The 18,596-nt window shown below is 39.2% G+C and carries 18 protein-coding genes; 15 read left to right on the top strand and 3 right to left on the bottom strand.

Annotated features, from left to right (window positions below):
* Position 1: 1 nt before the first annotated feature.
* The 9 genes from mraY to B4N43_RS19415 all read left to right on the top strand — a co-directional run bounded on the left by mraY (position 2) and on the right by B4N43_RS19415 (position 11,638).
* Entirely contained in the window at positions 2-1,246 is a 1,245-nt protein-coding gene (gene mraY / locus B4N43_RS19455) for a phospho-N-acetylmuramoyl-pentapeptide-transferase (protein WP_201665954.1), read from the top strand.
* Positions 1,247-1,248: 2 nt separating this feature from the next.
* Entirely contained in the window at positions 1,249-2,622 is a 1,374-nt protein-coding gene (gene murD / locus B4N43_RS19450) for a UDP-N-acetylmuramoyl-L-alanine--D-glutamate ligase (protein WP_286710369.1), read from the top strand.
* 30 nt (positions 2,623-2,652) lie between these two features.
* The gene (locus B4N43_RS19445) at positions 2,653-3,858 is read left to right on the top strand and encodes an FtsW/RodA/SpoVE family cell cycle protein (protein WP_145328211.1); all 1,206 of its coding nucleotides are present in this window, start codon (positions 2,653-2,655) and stop codon (positions 3,856-3,858) included.
* 13 nt (positions 3,859-3,871) lie between these two features.
* Entirely contained in the window at positions 3,872-4,975 is a 1,104-nt protein-coding gene (murG, locus tag B4N43_RS19440; protein WP_286735917.1) for an undecaprenyldiphospho-muramoylpentapeptide beta-N-acetylglucosaminyltransferase, read from the top strand.
* A gap of 7 nt (positions 4,976-4,982) precedes the next feature.
* On the top strand, positions 4,983-6,338 hold the full coding sequence (gene murC, locus B4N43_RS19435) for a UDP-N-acetylmuramate--L-alanine ligase (protein ID WP_286735916.1): 1,356 nt from the start codon (positions 4,983-4,985) through the stop codon (positions 6,336-6,338).
* The gene (locus B4N43_RS19430) at positions 6,331-7,167 is read left to right on the top strand and encodes a cell division protein FtsQ/DivIB (RefSeq protein ID WP_120335351.1); all 837 of its coding nucleotides are present in this window, start codon (positions 6,331-6,333) and stop codon (positions 7,165-7,167) included. The genes murC and B4N43_RS19430 overlap by 8 nt, the downstream gene beginning before the upstream one ends.
* A 25-nt stretch (positions 7,168-7,192) precedes the next feature.
* Positions 7,193-8,569: a cell division protein FtsA gene (gene ftsA, locus B4N43_RS19425; RefSeq protein ID WP_070564959.1), complete on the top strand. Its 1,377-nt coding sequence runs from the start codon at positions 7,193-7,195 to the stop codon at positions 8,567-8,569.
* A gap of 140 nt (positions 8,570-8,709) precedes the next feature.
* On the top strand, positions 8,710-10,407 hold the full coding sequence (gene ftsZ, locus B4N43_RS19420; protein ID WP_088160422.1) for a cell division protein FtsZ: 1,698 nt from the start codon (positions 8,710-8,712) through the stop codon (positions 10,405-10,407).
* Positions 10,408-10,495: 88 nt separating this feature from the next.
* Entirely contained in the window at positions 10,496-11,638 is a 1,143-nt protein-coding gene (locus B4N43_RS19415; protein WP_286735915.1) for a sugar phosphate isomerase/epimerase family protein, read from the top strand.
* Between the two features lie 29 nt (positions 11,639-11,667).
* Here B4N43_RS19415 and B4N43_RS19410 read toward each other — a convergent pair whose 3' ends face one another.
* Entirely contained in the window at positions 11,668-12,309 is a 642-nt protein-coding gene (locus B4N43_RS19410; protein ID WP_120335355.1) for a response regulator transcription factor, read from the bottom strand.
* Between the two features lie 277 nt (positions 12,310-12,586).
* On the opposite strand from B4N43_RS19410, the gene mscL reads away from it, so the two are divergent.
* The 5 genes from mscL (at position 12,587) to tsaB (ending at position 14,808) form a co-directional block, all read left to right on the top strand.
* Positions 12,587-12,994, top strand: coding sequence for a large-conductance mechanosensitive channel protein MscL (mscL, locus tag B4N43_RS19405; protein ID WP_286735914.1), 408 nt, complete (start codon positions 12,587-12,589; stop codon positions 12,992-12,994).
* A gap of 239 nt (positions 12,995-13,233) precedes the next feature.
* The gene (gene rpmH, locus B4N43_RS19400) at positions 13,234-13,392 is read left to right on the top strand and encodes a 50S ribosomal protein L34 (RefSeq protein WP_075991291.1); all 159 of its coding nucleotides are present in this window, start codon (positions 13,234-13,236) and stop codon (positions 13,390-13,392) included.
* 60 nt (positions 13,393-13,452) lie between these two features.
* Complete coding sequence (locus B4N43_RS19395) at positions 13,453-13,869, top strand: ribonuclease P protein component (RefSeq protein ID WP_088160425.1); 417 nt, start codon at positions 13,453-13,455, stop codon at positions 13,867-13,869.
* Positions 13,832-14,086 carry a membrane protein insertion efficiency factor YidD gene (gene yidD / locus B4N43_RS19390; RefSeq protein WP_075991293.1) on the top strand — a complete coding sequence of 85 codons (255 nt, stop codon included), beginning with the start codon at positions 13,832-13,834 and terminating at the stop codon, positions 14,084-14,086. The genes B4N43_RS19395 and yidD overlap by 38 nt, the downstream gene beginning before the upstream one ends.
* A 14-nt stretch (positions 14,087-14,100) precedes the next feature.
* Positions 14,101-14,808: a tRNA (adenosine(37)-N6)-threonylcarbamoyltransferase complex dimerization subunit type 1 TsaB gene (gene tsaB / locus B4N43_RS19385; RefSeq protein ID WP_286735913.1), complete on the top strand. Its 708-nt coding sequence runs from the start codon at positions 14,101-14,103 to the stop codon at positions 14,806-14,808.
* On the opposite strand, the gene B4N43_RS19380 is transcribed toward tsaB, so the two are convergent.
* Both B4N43_RS19380 and B4N43_RS19375 read right to left on the bottom strand, forming a co-directional pair.
* Positions 14,803-15,708, bottom strand: a complete 906-nt coding sequence (locus B4N43_RS19380; RefSeq protein WP_088160427.1) for a CorA family divalent cation transporter — start codon at positions 15,706-15,708, stop codon at positions 14,803-14,805. The genes tsaB and B4N43_RS19380 overlap by 6 nt on opposite strands.
* An 88-nt stretch (positions 15,709-15,796) precedes the next feature.
* Positions 15,797-16,414 (bottom strand): OmpH family outer membrane protein, encoded by a 618-nt coding sequence (locus B4N43_RS19375; protein WP_088160428.1) that lies wholly within the window; start codon positions 16,412-16,414, stop codon positions 15,797-15,799.
* A gap of 191 nt (positions 16,415-16,605) precedes the next feature.
* Here B4N43_RS19375 and gyrB point away from each other — a divergent pair, with 191 nt between their 5' ends.
* Positions 16,606-18,564, top strand: a complete 1,959-nt coding sequence (gyrB, locus tag B4N43_RS19370) for a DNA topoisomerase (ATP-hydrolyzing) subunit B (protein WP_286735911.1) — start codon at positions 16,606-16,608, stop codon at positions 18,562-18,564.
* The last annotated feature ends 32 nt before the right edge of the window (positions 18,565-18,596 follow it).

Raw genomic sequence — 18,596 nt, 5'->3', positions numbered from 1 at the left:
TATGTTGTACCATCTTTTTACGTGGCTTAGCGAATATATTCATATACCTGGAGGAGGTTTGTTTCAATACATCTCCTTTCGGACATCTATGGCCGTAATCGCTTCATTGATTATTACCACGGTTTTTGGGGGAAAATTGATTCAATTCTTGCATAATAAGCAAGTCGGAGAGACAATTCGTGATTTGGGGCTTGAAGGAGAAAAAAAGAAAGCTGGTACGCCAACAATGGGTGGGATCATCATCATTGCAGGTATCCTTATCCCGACCTTATTATTTGCAAAATTGACGAATATCTATGTGATTATCATGATTGTGACAACACTTTGGATGGGCGCAATTGGATTTTTAGATGATTATATAAAGGTTTTTAGACATAATAAAGATGGATTGGCTGGTAAGTTTAAGGTTGTTGGACAAGTAGGTTTGGGAGCCATAATTGCTTGTACGATGTACTTTCATCCGGATATTGTTGTTCGAAAAGGCGTGGATAAACCAACCTCTACCAAGCCCGTTGAAGTGGTTATCAATGAAGGCACAGGTGAGAAGACCTATGCTGAAAACGTGAAATCATCTAAGACAAATATTCCGTTTTATAAAAATAACGAGTTTGATTATGCTAAGGTGTTTAAAATATTCGGACTACAGAGCGATTATCTGACTTTCGTCGTCTTTTTAGTTGTCGTTATTTTTATCGTTACGGCCGTTTCAAACGGTGCAAATATTACGGACGGTATCGATGGTTTAGCCACGAGTACATCCGCTATCATCGGTGTTACTTTAGCCATTTTGGCGTACGTGTCAGGTAACGTAATCTTTTCGGATTACCTCAATATTATGTATATCCCCAATTCCGGAGAACTCGTGATTTTCGCCGGGGCATTTGTGGGGGCTTGCGTAGGTTTCTTATGGTATAACACGTATCCTGCCCAAGTTTTTATGGGTGATACGGGAAGTTTGGCAATAGGAGGTATAATTGCTGCTTTTGCTATCCTGATTCGGAAAGAACTGTTGATTCCGATTTTATGTGGTGTATTTCTGTTGGAAAACCTGTCGGTTATTCTTCAAGTGTCGTATTTCAAATACACGAAGAAGAAATATGGTGAGGGTAGACGGATCTTTTTGATGTCGCCATTACATCACCATTTTCAGAAGAAGGGGTATCACGAAGCGAAAATTGTAACACGTTTTGTTATTGTAGGAATCATATTGGCCATTCTTACTATTGTAACATTGAAAATTAGATAATGATGTCAAACATTGCAACAATATATTATCCTCAATCTGGACGTTTGGTCATTTTAGGCGCCGGCGAAAGCGGTGTTGGAACGGCTATTCTTGGAAAAGAAAAGGGATTTGATGTATTTGTATCAGATAAAGGACTGATTGCGGACCACTATAAGGAACAATTGAAAGCCGAGGGAATAGCTTTTGAAGAAGGTAACCACGATGAAGAACGGATTTTGAATGCCGCTTTGGTTGTGAAGAGCCCCGGTATTCCAGAGACGGTGCCTTTGGTGGTCGCTCTGAAAGCAAAGAATATACCCGTGATTGCAGAAATTGAATTTGCTGCACAATACACCGACGCAAAGTTAATCTGTATTACAGGATCAAACGGAAAGTCTACGACGACGATGTTGACTTATGAAATGCTTAAGCATGGCGGTTTAAATGTTGGATTGGCCGGTAATATTGGAAAGAGCTTTGCGCTTCAGGTAGCTAAAGAACAGTTTGATTGCTATGTCTTGGAAATATCAAGCTTTATGCTGGACGATATGTACCATTTTAGAGCAGATGTTGCTGTTATATTGAATATTACGCCTGATCATTTGGATCGCTATGACCATAAAATGGAAAATTATGTGGATTCAAAATTCAGGATGATTCAGAATCAAACGGAGAACGATTATTTTATATACTGTCTGGACGATCCAGAAACAATTAAAGGATTGGAAAGACATCATAGTAAAGGGATCTATTTGCCTTTTACACAGGAACAACTTGTTGAATTGGGCGCTTATTTAAATGCCAATAAAACAATAATTATTAATACACCAAATAACGATACATTCACTATGAGAGCTGAGGAATTGTCATTGCAGGGGAAGCATAATATTTATAATAGCATGGCTTCTGGGTTAATTGCGAAAGTGCAGGAATTGAGAAATCAAGTGATGAAAGAGAGCATGGGCTCGTATGTGAATATTCCACATCGCCTGGAACATGTCGCCTGTATCGGCGGTGTAAATTACATTAACGATTCAAAGGCAACGAATGTAAATTCGGTATGGTATGCTTTGGAAAGTTTCTCTACACCAATCGTATTGTTATTAGGAGGTGTAGATAAAGGAAATGATTACAGTATGCTTGCTGATTTGGTCAAAGACAAAGTGCGCGCTATTGTTTGTTTGGGAAAAGATACGGCTGCAATTCATAAAGCATTTGAACAAGATGTGGAGATTATTGTCAACAGTACCTCCATGCAAGATGCCGTGGTATTGTCTTCACACCTGGCCCAAAAAGGTGATACCGTCTTATTGTCTCCTGCTTGTGCTAGTTTTGATTGGTTCAAAAACTATGAAGATCGTGGCGATAAATTTAAAGCGGCTGTAATGGAATTATAAATGGTGTAACCCAATAAGAGGAGGAAGGATATGCTACAGAATATAATGTCTAAATTGAAGGGTGATCGATGGATATGGATCATTGTGATTATCTTATCGGGATGGTCACTCTTGGCTGTATACAGTTCGGTGGGTACGTTGGCGTATAAAGAAGGGAAGGGAACAGAAATGTATTTGTTAAAGCACTTCTCTATTATCGCTATTGGCTTTGTCCTCATGTATCTTTCTCACAAGTTGGATTATCGGTATTATGCAGGGATTTCCAAAATCTTAATGGGAATTACAATTCCCTTATTGCTATTCACCTTAGCTTTTGGAAGTAGCGTAAACCAGGCCAGTCGTTGGTTGACCATACCAGGTATTGGGATGACATTCCAAACGTCAGATTTAGCAAAACTGTCATTGATTGTTTTTCTTGCACGGATGTTATCCCGGAAACAGGAGGAGATCAAAGATGTGAAAAAGTCATTTTTGCCCATCATGGGGTCCGTATGTGGGGTTTTCGTGTTGATTGCATGGGCCAACATGTCCACTGCGATTATGCTATTTGGAGTGAGTGTTTTATTGCTTTTGATCGGGAGGATATCCTTTAAACAGATTGCTATTGTATCTGCTGGGGTTGTTTTGCTAGGAATTATAGTCGTTTCTATTGGTCCTCGGCGTGCAACCTATTATAGTCGTGTGAAGTCTTTTTTTGGTGTAGAGAAGAAAGATGAAACGACGCCGGTATCCTTCCAGGATGATAAAAATTATCAGGCAAACAATGCGAAAATTGCGATAGCAACGGGTGGGCTTTTTGGAAAAGGACCTGGAAATAGCGTGCAGCGTAATGTGTTGCCGCATCCTTACTCAGATTTTATATATGCTATTATTATAGAGGAGTACGGGACAGTCGGTGGGGTAATCCTGCTATTTCTATATCTGGCCTTTATGTATCGATGTATACGTATTGTCACGATGAGTCCCAAAGCTTTCGGTACTTTTCTGGCAGCGGGTTTGGGATTTAGTTTGACGATTCAGGCCCTAGCAAATATGGCTGTTGCTGTAGGCTTAGGACCAGTTACGGGGGTTCCGCTTCCACTCGTGAGTATGGGAGGAACATCTATTTTATTTACGAGTGTCGCTTTAGGAATTATCCTGAGTGTGAGCAGAAATATTGAAGAATTAAAAGGTAAAGAAGAGCTGGATGAAAAGCCTAAACCGAAAAAAGTGGTTATAGGATCAATTCCAGCATAATAAAAAATTGAGCATGGCAATTCGTGTAATTATTAGTGGTGGTGGAACCGGAGGACATATCTTTCCGGCGATTTCAATTGCAAATGCACTGAAGGAAATGGATCCTGCAAATGAAATTCTATTTGTGGGTGCCAATGGCCGGATGGAAATGGATAAAGTGCCAGCTGCCGGTTATCAAATTATTGGACTTGATATCCAGGGGATCAATAGAAAACAGCTGTGGAAAAATATCTTCTTGCCATTTAAGCTTATGAAAAGCTTGAATATGGCAAAAAGTGTAATTAAGGATTTTAGACCGGATGTGGCTGTAGGTGTAGGGGGCTTTGCCTCCGGACCTTTGTTAATGATGGCGAATAAATTGGGCGTGCCAACCGTTGTACAGGAACAAAATTCCTATGCAGGTGTGACCAATAAAAAAGTTGGGGCAAAGGCAGCAAAAATATGTGTCGCCTATGAGGGGATGGAGCAATTTTTTCCTGCGGAGAAGCTGTTACTCACAGGGAATCCAATAAGACGTGAGTCTATAGCGATTGCAGGGAAAAGAGAAGAAGCTTTAACGTTCTTTGGGTTAGATCCACACAAAAAGACAATTTTGGTGCTCGGTGGAAGTTTGGGGGCTAAAACATTAAATGAAAGTGTGCTTGCTTACCTAAATGAATTAAAGGGAGAGGATGTGCAAGTAATCTGGCAATGCGGTAGTTTCTATGTCGAAAAGTTGCAGGAAGAGTTAGCGGGGAAATTGCCACAGAATATTAAGATGTTGGCCTTTTTACAACGTATGGACTATGCTTATGCAGCGGCAGATTTAATTATTAGCCGCGCCGGAGCGGGTACGATTTCTGAGCTCTGTGTAGTCGGTAAGCCTGTTATCCTTGTGCCTTCGCCCAATGTGGCCGAAGACCATCAGACCAAAAATGCAATGGCATTGGTCAATAAGGGGGCTGCATTGTTGGTTAAGGATAGTGATGCAAAAAAAGACCTGGTGCCTGCTGCTTTAACTTTATTAAAAGACGCAGATCATGTCGCACAATTAAGTGAAAATATTAAAAAACTCGGTAAGTTGAATGCTGACGTGCAGATTGCCGAGGAGGTGTATAAATTGGTAAATAAAAAATAGACGAAGTATGAATCTAGATGCAATAAAACAAGTTTACTTGATCGGAATAGGTGGTATAGGCATGAGTGGTCTTGCGCGCTATTTTAAGCATTTGGGCTGTGAGGTGAATGGATATGACCGTACAGAAACTGAGCTGACTAAAACCTTAGTCAAGGAAGGAATCGCGATCTCATATCAGGATGATATCAATACGATTGATGCTATTTTTCACGTACCTACAGCGGAGACATTAGTCATTTTTACACCAGCCATTCCTAAAGATTCGAAGATTAAAGCTTTTTTGGAATCTCAAGGACATATACTATATAAGAGATCGCAGGTTTTGGGGATCATTAGTGAGAGTAGATTTACGGTCGCTGTTGCCGGTACACATGGTAAAACGACAACTTCTACAATGGTGGCACATGTATTGAAAGATTCGGGTTACGACTGTTCTGCCTTTTTGGGCGGAATCAGTTCTAATTACGGTACCAATGTGCTTTATGGAAATAATAATACAGTTGTGGTTGAGGCTGATGAGTTTGATCGCTCATTTCTGACGCTTCACCCCAATATCGCAATAGTAACTTCTTCTGATGCGGATCATTTGGACATTTATGGAGATCGCAGCCATCTGCTCGAATCATTCCAATTGTTCTTGGATAAAGTAGTTGAAGGAGGTACACGTATTATAAAAAAAGGCCTCGAGTTTGCTGGACAAATAAGTTATTCAGGCCATGAAATCGCTGATGCATATGCTTCCAATGTGCATGTACGCGACGGAGAGTTCTTTTTTGACTACCAAGATACCAACGGGCGGATAGATGATATCCATTTAGGTATTCCTGGTACCCACAATGTTGAAAATGCGGTAGCCGCGATTGCAGTAGCCCGTTTACTTGGGATTGAAAATGAAGCGATCAAGAAGGCATTGACAACATTCAAAGGAGTAAAAAGAAGGTTTGAATATATTGTCCGTAAACCTGGAACGGTGTATATCGATGACTATGCGCACCATCCAGAGGAACTGCGTGCATTTTTAACTTCGATGCGTAAATTGTATCCTACAAAAAAACTAAATGTGGTCTTTCAGCCGCATTTATTTTCCCGTACACGGGATTTTGTGGATGGTTTCGCAGAGGTACTGTCCATGGCAGACAATCTGTTGTTAATGGAAATTTATCCAGCTCGGGAACTTCCAATTGAAGGGATCAATTCGAGTTGGTTATTGGATAAAATTACGGCAGAGAAAAAACAGCTTGTAACTGCAGAAGAAGTCTTGGAATTCGCACGCGATGAAAAGCCGGAACTGATTGTTACAGTTGGGGCAGGTGATATTGATAAATTGGTTAAACCGTTACAGGAAATTTTAGGGCATGCTTAAAAAATTACGTAACATACAATGGAATCGTGTACTCTACTTTACGCTGTTTTTTATCGGCGTAATAGTTGTCGTCGTGATTATGACTATTGTGGGGAAACGTGATGAGCAGCAGGTTTGTAAAGATATTAAAATTGTCATTGAAGGCACAGAAGCTTTTATTGATCAGGCTGATATCTCCAAACTGATAGAACAAAACTATGGTAGTTTTGCGGGAAAGAAAGTCAATGGAATTCCCTTTCAAAAGGTTGAAAAAACCTTGCGCAAATTACCTTATGTTTCCGATGCCAGTATACATGCCGATATGGATGGTACGATCAGAATTAATATTAGTCAGCGCGAGGCTGTCATGCGGGTCATCAACAAAAATGGAAAGGAATTTTATGTGGACCCCAATGGGTTGAAGATACCGACAACGTTGAAGTATATACCGCATATCATGGTTGCAACGGGTAACATCGCAGAAGGATATAATGAAGCACTGGATACCATATCAACGCCCTTGGTTAAAGATTTGGTAAAGGTTATTGAGTTTATCAAAAACGATGAATTATGGAGTAATCAAGTTGTGCAGATATATGTCAACGGGGATAAGGATATTGAACTTGTGCCTCGTATAGGGACACAGCAGTTGATTGTTGGATCGGCAGATTCATTGGAACAAAAATTTGAATTATTAAAGACCTTTTATACGCAGATCATGCCAAAAGTGGGTATAAATGCTTACGGTGTTGTCAACGTAAAATATGGAGGTCAGATTATCTGTGAAAAGAGGGGAAACTGGAGTTTTTCAGATGATCAAACAAAAAAAGTAGCAAATAATACATTATAGTAATACAGCAACAATACAGGAAATTATGAACTCAAAGGCAGCAGAAATTGAAAGAGAAAACCCAATTATCGTGGGACTCGATATTGGTACTACCAAAATTTGTGTTACGGTTGGGAGACGTAGCTCAGGAAACAAAATTGAATTATTAGGTGTGGGCAAAGCTGACTCTGCAGGTGTAAGCAGAGGGGTGGTTGCTAATATCCAGAAAACTGTGGGAAGCATTTTAGAGGCTGTCGAGATAGCCGAAGCACAGTCCAATGTGGATATTAAAGTGGTGAATGTGGGAATTGCTGGCCAACACATCAAAAGTATTCAACACCGTGGAATATTTACCAAAACTGATGGTGATGATGAAATCATTCGACGCGATATCGAACGACTGATTTCGGATATGTATAAACTGGTACTGCCTCCAGGAGAAGAAATTATACATGTTTTACCACAAGAGTTTACGGTAGATAACGAACCCGGAATTCGCGAACCAATCGGTATGGCTGGTCGTCGTATTGAAGCAAATTTTCATATTATATCGGGACGTGTGACGGATATTAAAAATATCAAGAAATGTATTGATAATTCCAATCTGGAAGTTGCTGAATTAATTCTCGAGCCTTTAGCGTCTTCCGAAGCTGTATTGGATGAAGACGAAAAAAATGCTGGCGTTGTATTAGTGGATATCGGTGGTGGAACCACGGATGTTGCCATCTTCCATGAAGGAATTATTCGTCACACTGCTGTGATTCCTTTAGGCGGTAATATTGTAACGGAAGATATCCGTCAAGGATGTTCTGTTTTGCGTTCTCAGGCTGAATTGTTGAAAACTCGTTTCGGATCGGCTCTAGCTGATGAAAATAAAGAAAATGAGGTGATTTGTGTGCCAGGATTGAAAGGTCGTGAACCAAAGGAAATTTCCGTTAAAAATTTGGCTTATATTATTCAAGCTAGAATGGAAGAAATTATTGAGCACGTGTACTATGAAATCAAATCTTCTGGATATGAAAATAAACTGATCGGTGGTATTGTTATTACCGGTGGTGGTGCTCAATTAAAACATTTGGTACAACTTGTTGAGTATATTACTGGAATAGATTGTCGTATCGGATTTCCGAATGAATATCTTTCTAAGAATGAGGTTTTACCAAAACCGTTGTTCGAAGAATTGAAAAGCCCTTTGTATGCAACAAGTATTGGCTTGTTGATTAAGGGAATTCAATCCCATGAGGAAGAAGAAGATAGCCGTAGAGAAATGCACGCCCCATCGAAAAAAGTGCAGGCTGCTACGGTGACAACAAAAGAGGTTTCTGAACAACAACAAAAAGAGCAAGGATTATTGTCATGGTTCAAACGTTTTATCAAAGACGGTAACGAAATCGATGACGCAAGTTTTTTAGATAAGAAGTAAGTTTTCCACAATAGTTGAAGTTTTCCACAATTTAACAAATGTGGAAAACTTTTGTTGAAATTATATTATTATTACATTACATATAGTGGGTTTGATTCGTTCTGATATCATCTTCATTGTAAGTTAAATAGGGATAAGTTATGTCAATACAGTTTGAAATGTTAAAAGAACAATCTTCAATAATCAAGGTTATTGGGGTTGGTGGTGGTGGCGGCAATGCCGTAAACCACATGTATAAACAAGGAATTAGTGGGGTAGATTTTATCGTGTGTAATACTGATGCGCAAGCATTGGAATTGAGCCCGATCCCAAATAAAGTTCAATTGGGAATAAGTCTAACCGAAGGTATGGGAGCAGGAGCAGATCCTGATGTAGGTGAAAATTCAGCAATCGAAAGTATTGAAGATATTAAACGTATGTTGGGTACCAATACCAAGATGTTGTTTATTACAGCTGGTATGGGCGGTGGTACTGGTACTGGTGCTAGCCCGGTATTGGCGAAAGCTGCCAAAGAATTGGGTATTTTAACTGTTGCGATTATTACGACACCATTTACATTTGAAGGTAAACGCCGTCGTTCTCAAGCGGAGGAAGGACTTTCGGAATTACGTAAATATGTAGACTCTTATCTTGTTATTTCTAACGATCGTTTGCGTGAAATCTTCGGGAATCTAACGATGACAGCTGCTTTCGCGAAAGCGGATGATATTTTAACTACCGCTGCAAAAGGTATTGCCGAAATTATTACGATCCCTGGTTATGTAAACGTCGATTTTAAAGATGTACGTACCGTCATGAATGATAGCGGTGTTGCTATTATGGGTAACGCAATAGCTGAAGGTGAAGACCGTGCATTACGCGCTGTAGAAGGTGCTTTGGCTTCGCCTTTATTGAAAGACAATGAGATCGAAGGCGCTCGCTATATTTTATTGAATATTACTTCTGGAACAAAAGAAGTAACAATGGATGAGGTGGCAATCATTACGGATTACATTCAGGAAAAAGCTGGTTTGTCAGCTGATTTGATCTGGGGTAACTGTATTGACGAGAACTTTGAAGATGAGTTGTCAGTAACAATTATTGCTACCGGTTTTCAAACATCTGAAGAACGCGATAAAGAACGTGAAAATACAAAGGTGTCTATGCCCTTAACTGCTGAACCGGCTAATTCTTTTATCAAACCTGTTTCTCAGGTAGCACCAAGAGAAGTTCCAGCTACGAATAGTTTCGTGACTCCGGTTCAACGTGTGGATACACCAGTCCCTTCTTCAAATACGCCAACTCCAAATAATTTGCAATCTGATTTGTTCACTTCACCAAGAAATGCTGTGCAACAACAGGTGGCTGTTGAGGAACCTCAAGTTATACGTCATGATTTAGGTTTTGATGGTGGTTATGAAGAGGAGACTTCATTTGGAGACAATGATTTTCAATTGAAAACTTCGCCATCTGTGTTTCAATTCCAGATGCCAACAGTCTTCGATTCTTATACAGCACCTTCAGCTTCAGCATATGAGGAGAAACCTACTTTTTCATCAAGTACAACAAATGAACAAGTAGAAGTCCCGCAAGTGGAAGAAGAACAGGTGTCGTTTGAAGATCAGCTCGTTCGTACGAAAGAACGTATTTTGCGTCTTAAAGAATTAAGCATGAAATTAAAATCTTCTAATGGGCTACATGAGTTGGAAAATGAGCCTGCTTATAAGAGAAAACAAATGTCATTGGAAGATACACCGCATTCTTCACAATCGCAGGTGTCTCGTTTTACACTTTCTTTTGAAGATGGAAATACTGAAATCAGACCGAACAATTCTTTTCTACATGACAATGTAGACTAGTTGATTCACCATAAAATAACAAAAAGCCATCCAATCGGATGGCTTTTTTAGTATCTTTAAATACCGAAATAAGACAATTATACAAGCTATGACGACAAAATTAAATAACCCTGTATGGGTAATGAGTTCTGCATTTGATAAATTATCCTTACCGGAGTTGATTCAGACGACCAAAAGAATCGGGGCGGGGGGGATAGACCTCTGTGTGTTTAGAAAAGATGGTACCCGAGAAGATCATACTGCAACACATTTGGATTATGATGATTTTACTCCTGCAAAAGCGAGGGAAATAATTGAGCTGTTCAATCAGGCTGATTTAAAACTTTCGCTTGGTGCTTTTGAAAATATGATTGGTGGTGATCCTGAGCAACGTGTGAAGAATCAAAATCATTTATTGAAATTGATCCGTATTGCACATTTGCTTGGTGGTGATGCAAATAACGTCAAGGTAGGAACATTCGTTGGATATAATCACGAATTGGGCAATCAAATTGATGGATTTCAAAAAAATCTTGAAGAATACAAACGTGTATTTGCTCCCATTGTTAATTATGCAGAGAGTTTAGGTGTAACCATCCTCTATGAGAATTGCCCAATGGAAGGATGGCGCTCATCACGTTATAGCTCTACCTATAACAATCTTCCCGCTGTGCTGGCCGCTCGTAAATTAATGTATGCGATGATTCCGAGTAAAGCTCATGGCGAGATTTATGATCCTTCGCATGATGTTTGGCAAAATACAAATCCGATTGAAGTTATTCGTAATACAGACATCAGCCGCTTACAGCGTATACATGTGAAGACTACACGTAATTTACAGACCGCTGCACGTATTGATTGGGGTGGAATGTACCCTATGCAGCATGTTGATGCTGAATTGGCTAAAAAGGCCAACGTAAGTATTCCTGGGCATGACTGGGATAGACATCACTATGAAGCAATGTTACCAGGCTTTGGTGGATCCGATAGCATGGATTGGCGAGGCTTTGTTGACTTATTGCAAGAACGTGGTTTCAGTGGTCCCTTTGAGATCGAAAACGAAGCTAAGAATTCGAAAGATACAGGTGATTTTTCTGCAACGGTTCAAGGATTTACGACCTGCCTCAACTTTTTAGCACCGATGTTATGGGATTTAGAAGCAGAGGTGGGGTATTCTTATAAGAAATCTCACCCTTTAGAAGACCTGAACGTAAAAGATGTTCCAGTTGTTACGATGGATGAGTTAATTTAGTAGGATAAAAATGCACTCCAACAAAATGACTAGTTGTTGGAGTGTATTCTGAAAAGTTCAATAAGTTCAGGAATATTAGAAACATTGAGTTTTTCAAAGATTCTGCTTTTATACGTGCTCACTGTTGAAGGGCTTAACTCCAACAAGCTAGATACTTCAATAATCCCCAGTCCCTTTATTAATTGTTTAGCAACGTCCACCTCTCTATTTGACAGACGTGCCAACGGATTTAGCTTCGTCAGTTCAGACTTGCTCTGTGTTAATTTCTGAATATATAGATCCTGTACATTGCTCGACATATACTTCCCTCTATCCTGAATAGCCAGAATGGCATTGGAAAGTTCAGCCATTGCTGTTGTTTTGTTGAGGTAGCCTACCGCTCCTGCTTCGATATAGCGTAGCGCATATAGTGATTCGTCATAAGACGAGAAAATCAAAATTTTGATGCTTGGTCGAATTTGAAGGATCTCCTCAACGACCCGTATATTATTTCCTCCCGGCATATTAATGTCCAACAATAACAGGTCGAAATCCTCTACCTTTATTTTTTCAAGAACCTCGTCAAAGGTTTCAGCTTGGAATATTTCTGCCTTTTGAAGAGTTTCTTTAATAATAACGGAGGCTCCTAACCGTACAATACCGTGGTCGTCTGCTATAAGAATCTTTTTCATAGATATGCTATCTGATGCTGGGCTTTAATTACCGTATGAAATAAAGTACTAACAATATACAATATATCTTGATATTTTACTAGTTAACGCGCAAATATAAGAAATTAAGTTAATAAAAATTGGGGCGGTGCGAGTTGCGTGTCTTTTCATATAAACAGGACATAGGGTAGAAAATATAGCACAATATGAGTTTAACGATAAAAAATTGGCATATTTTAATTAGATTTATGTGACAATTACTAGTTTTGTCATAATTTATGGACTAAAAAATTTAAATATGGGATTTTTAAAAGAGTTTAAAGAGTTTGCAATGCGCGGCAGCGTGGTCGATCTAGCTGTCGGTGTTATTATCGGTGGAGCCTTTGGTAAAATTGTCACCTCATTGGTTGACGATATTATCATGCCGCCCATTGGTTATTTAACAGGCGGTGTTGATTTTTCATCCAAAAAATTGATTCTGAAGGCCGCTGATGAGGCTACTAAACAAGCTGAAGTATCCATTAATTATGGAAACTTTATTAATGTGGTTATTCAATTTTTAATTGTAGCATTCTGTATTTTTTGTGTTATCAAAGCTTTAAATTCATTGAAACGTAAAGAGGAAGCAGCTCCTGCGGCACCTGCAGCACCGACGAAAGAAGAAACACTTTTGACTGAGATCAGGGATATTCTGAAAAATAAATAGTGTAAGGTATATACTTCATTTATAAAAATCAGCACAGTCAAACTGTGCTGATTTTTATTTTATGGTAGTTGAAAAATTGTTTTTTGAAGCTGTAGCTGAATAAATTAGCTTGTCTGCTTCACATTAACTTTAAATGTTCGTAATATTGTTTGTTTTTGTCTAAAATAAACTTTACTTTTGCATTCCTCTTGGGGAGTTTTGTATTAATTGAAGTAAGAACAAATTAGCATAATAGCGTCATGAAAAGAACATTTCAGCCATCGCAAAGAAAAAGAAGAAACAAACACGGTTTTAGAGAGCGTATGAGCTCTGCAAACGGTAGAAGAGTATTAGCTTCACGTAGAGCTAAAGGTAGAAAACGTCTTACAGTGTCTGACGAATACCGTCACAAAGGTTAATCTTTGACAAGGATCGGTGGCCACTTATAAGAGCTTTTTCTAGTAAGATTAAGTCATCGTATGAAAAATACATTTACAAAAGAAGAACGGTTATGTGCGAAAAGGCGTATTGATGCGCTTTTTAAAAGCGGTTCTTCTTTTGTTTTGTATCCGTTTAGGGTTGTTTTTATCTTCGAGAAAAACAACTTGACTGACCATATTCCCTCCAGTCAGTCTATCATTTCCGTATCCAAACGTAGGTTCAAAAGAGCAGTTGATCGCAATTCGATTAAGCGAATGATGCGTGAGAGTTACCGTTTACAAAAATCGAATGATTTGATTCCGTTTTTGTTGAAACATAATGTAACTTTGTATTTAGCTATTCAATATGTAGGCAAGCAGATCTTAGCGTATGATGTGTTTAGCACCGCAATGAATAAAATGCTGAAAAAATTGCAGGATGAATGTGCTGAAGCTTATTTGGAAAAAGGGGATTAGACCCTTGTTTAGTTTTATTTTCTTGGCTATTATTCGTTTCTACCAAGTTTTTATCTCACCATTTTTAGGCGCCAATTGTAGATATACACCTACCTGTTCTCAGTACGGTAAGGAAGCTATTTTGAAATATGGTCCTTTTAAAGGTGGCTGGATGGCTTTGAAACGAATCGCACGTTGCAACCCTTGGGGTGGCCATGGGCATGATCCTGTACCTTGATTTCTATAACGACGATGAATAATTTAATTTTACAAATTGATACATCAACCGCTGTATGTTCGGTTGCCTTGAGTGAAAATGGTCAAACGTTGCAAGTCATCGATCTCGATGAACCAAATGCTCATGCGGCTAAATTGACTATTTTGATTGAGGAAATTCTTAAACAGACAGGCCGAAAGATGCAGGATTTGAACGCTGTTGCGGTGAGTATGGGGCCAGGCTCGTATACAGGCTTGCGGATAGGGGTGTCTACGGCCAAAGGTCTCTGTTATGCCTTAGATGTACCTTTAATCGCTATTAACACGTTAGAAGCGTTGTTTTTAGGCTATAAAGGGCAATTCGGTTTAACAGAAGATGAAGCTTACCTTCCTATGCTCGATGCCCGTCGGATGGAAGTCTATACAGCAGTTTATAATCATAACGCTATATTGGAGAGAGCGACATCTGCGGAAATCATCGATGTTGAGTATTTCAATGAATTATTGCTGAACTACCATCGTGTCCATTTATTTGGTTCGGGAGCCGATAAATTCCAGGATTTGTTCAGTGCAACGGATCGCGTGGATGTGCTGAGCGGATTTAATGTTTCCGCGGCTTTTCTATCGCTGTTGGCCTTTGATAAATTTCAGCGGAAAGAGTTTGAGGATGTTGCTTATTTCGAGCCATTCTATCTTAAAGATTTTGTGGTTACCCCTACAAAGAAAAAGGTTGGCTTATTATAGCCAACCTTTTCTTTTGAACCACAAATAAATCGCAAGGGATATGGCAACCATGATTCCCATGGCCACTGGATATCCATAGTACCATTCTAATTCGGGCATATTTTTAAAATTCATTCCATAAATTCCTGCCACAAAAGTGATTGGCATAAAAAATACGGAGAAAATCGTCAGGATGCGCATAATCTCATTGGTGTGATTAGACGAGATGTTGAAATATACATTCAGTAGCTGTGCTACATTTTCCGATAAGTTTTCGTACAAGGTTGATGTCCGGACCTGGAGATCTTTTAAATCGCGGGTATAGACATCTTTTTTGGACGAGGAATGAAAATGCTCAACGACCTCTCTGTAGAGAAAGATGACCTTTCGTGCAACATCAATCTGCCTTTTGATAAAATAGAGGTTTTTCAGTATTGGCTGTTGTTTCATGCGTTTGAGGAAAATCAATTCTTCGTATGCATCGATGCGTGTTGAAAGTTGCTCTAAGGTTTGACTAAAGGTGAATACAGCCGCAGTCGTGATAAATACAGCCAGTTTACGGCTATTTTTTGTCTTGATGGACGTGAATTCAATATTCTTAAGTTTTTCTAAAAACTCGATACGACGTTTGTGTACAGTAATCACAAAATCACTTCCGTAGAAGATGGTCAGGCGATCGGTGATTTCCCCGATGCTGTCTGAATTTTCCTTGAAATTGTCCGACATGACACGGAGAATAACAAAGGTATAATTCTCAAATTCTTCAATTTTCGGTAGATGTTCTGGTTCTTTGGAATCCTTGATCGAAGCTTCATTCAAATTGAAGCGCTCTTTGATAAAGGTGAAGTCTTCTGAGGTTGGCTCAGCTATATCTATCCATTCGTAGTTTGCGATTTCCTTTTCAACAATCGTTCTGACCATAAATCCAATTTTAGTAAGGACAAGATAAGAAAGAAAATAAAAAAAGCCATCAACTCAGTTGATGGCTTTCCTAAATTATTATAACCTTCTATTTGTTTGAAGATTTATATTCTTCGTTTAACTGTTTGATTACCTCATTCGTGATTTCCAGAGATGGGTCAGCATACAATACAGTTGGGTTGCTTTTTGAATAGGTCAGCACCAGTTTGTAGCCATTTTCTGCTGCATGTTTTTTCAGGAATTCGGTAATTTTATTATAAACATTGTTGAATTCTTCAGACTCGTCTTTTGCAATAGAGGAAGAAGCTGTTTGATCTAAACGTGCAAGCTCATCTTGTTTACGTGCTAGTTTTTGTTCAGTAGCTTGTCTATCAGGGGCAGACATTGTAGCTGCATTTTTTTGATATTCGGCAACTTCCCGTTGGAATGCAGTGCTTTTAGATTGCAGATCCGTTTGTGCTTTCTTTACTTTGTTTTCAAGCTTTGATTTAATGTCCTTAAAATATTGATATTTTTCAGAAAGTGAATCCGAGTTTAAATAGACGATTTTATCTTTGTTACTTCCCTGGCTCTCCTTGCTTACCGTATTGGAATCATTTTTTGCAGGTTCGTTTGTTGTTTTTGCACCTTGGTTACATGATGCAATAGTTCCAACCAATAAAAGGCCAAAGGAAACTTTCGATACAATTGAAAATATAGTGTTCATTTTTTTGTTATTTGCAAATTATTACTGAAAACAAACCTAACATAAAAAAATCGAAATTCTAGTTTTTAGTAATAAAAAAGTAAAATTATCCTGTGTATTATAATTCGGAATATAGGTTCAATACTTGTTCACGGACTTGATAAATCGGCCAAAATTTCGTATTTTTGAATATTACATTTAAGAGGTTTTCAATGAGCGAAGAAAATAAAAATGCATCCACCTATTCGGCCGATAATATTCAGGTATTAGAGGGTTTAGAGGCGGTTCGTAAGCGTCCATCCATGTATATTGGTGACACCGGTGTAAAAGGATTGCACCATTTGGTATACGAGGTTGTTGACAATTCAATCGATGAAGCTGTAGCAGGATATTGTACAGATATCTTTGTTACTATCCATAAAGATGATTCGATTTCTGTCCGGGATAACGGTCGTGGTATTCCTACAGGAATCAACAAAAAAGAGAATAAATCAGCCTTAGAGCTTGTAATGACTGTATTGCACGCCGGAGGTAAATTTGATAAAGATACATACAAGGTTTCTGGTGGTCTGCATGGTGTCGGTGTTTCCTGTGTGAATGCACTATCTACCCTTTTGAAGGCTGAGGTTCATCGCGATGGAAAGATTTTCCAGCAAGAATACCAAATTGGTAAGCCCTTGTATGATGTGAAAGAAGTTGGTGTTTCGGATAAGACGGGTACTATTGTAACGTTCCATCCAGATGCGACAATTTTCACGCAGACTACCGTTTATAATTACGATACATTGGCAAATCGTCTTCGTGAACTTGCATTTTTAAATAAAGGTGTGAGTTTGACGTTGAATGATGAGCGGGAGACTAATGAAGACGGTTCTGAAAAGAAAGAAACATTCTATTCAGAGGGTGGTCTGAAAGAGTTTGTGAAATTTTTAGATGGTAACCGTCAGTCGTTGATTCCTGAACCAATTTATGTTGAAGGCGTGAAACAAGGTATCCCTGTTGAACTGGCTTTACAATATAACGATACGTATTCGGAGAATGTCCATTCTTATGTGAATAACATCAATACGATTGAAGGTGGTTCTCACGTTGCGGGTTTCCGTCGTGGTTTGACACGTACTTTGAAAGCATATGCGGACAAGTCAGGTTTGCTTAAAAACTTAAAAGTGGAAATTACCGGTGATGACTTCCGTGAGGGATTGACAGCTGTAATTTCGGTGAAGGTTGCAGAACCTCAATTTGAGGGACAAACGAAGACGAAATTAGGTAACTCCGAGGTGATGGGGGCTGTAGATGTTGCTGTTGGTGAGATCTTAGGTGTTTATCTGGAAGAGAATCCACGTGAGGCAAAATCTATTGTTCAAAAGGTTGTCATTGCAGCTCAAGCACGTGCTGCTGCACGTAAGGCCCGTGATTTGGTCCAACGTAAAACCGTTATGGGGGGCTCCGGACTTCCTGGTAAATTAGCCGACTGTCAAGACAACGATCCTACCAAATGTGAGATTTATTTTGTCGAGGGGGATTCTGCGGGTGGTACTGCCAAGTCTGGTCGTGATAGAAAGCATCAGGCGATCATGCCTTTACGTGGTAAGATCCTGAACGTTGAAAAAGCGATGGAACATAAGATCTACGAAAATGAGGAGATCAAAAATATGTTTACAGCTTTGGGCGTGAGTGTAGGTACTGCCGAAGATGCTAAGGCATTGAATATTGAAAAATTACGTTATCACCGCATCATCATCATGACCGATGCCGATGTGGATGGGTCCCACATTACAACATTGATCTTGACGTTCTATTTCAGATACATGAAGGAATTGATCGAAAGAGGATATGTATATATCGCTACACCGCCGCTATACTTGGTGAAAAAAGGGAAAGAGCATGAGTACGCTTGGAATGAAGACCAACGTATCAATGCAATTCAACGTTTGAAAGGAAGTGGTAAAGAGGATAGCGTACACGTACAACGTTATAAAGGTCTTGGAGAGATGAATGCAGAACAGTTATGGGATACAACCATGAATCCTGAAACGCGTACTTTAAGACAAGTAACTATTGAAAACGCGGCAGAATGTGACCGTATCTTCTCGATGTTGATGGGTGATGAAGTTGCTCCGCGTCGTGAATTTATCGAAAAAAATGCACGTTATGCTAAAATTGATATTTAATTGATCTGATCATAAAAGAATAAAAAAAGCCT

The sequence above is a fragment of the Sphingobacterium sp. UBA1897 genome (assembly GCF_002337775.1).
Classification (GTDB): Bacteria; Bacteroidota; Bacteroidia; order Sphingobacteriales; family Sphingobacteriaceae; genus Sphingobacterium; species Sphingobacterium siyangense.
Note: the sequence above shows the minus strand (reverse complement) of the source record. Positions and strands in the feature narration are given on the sequence as shown.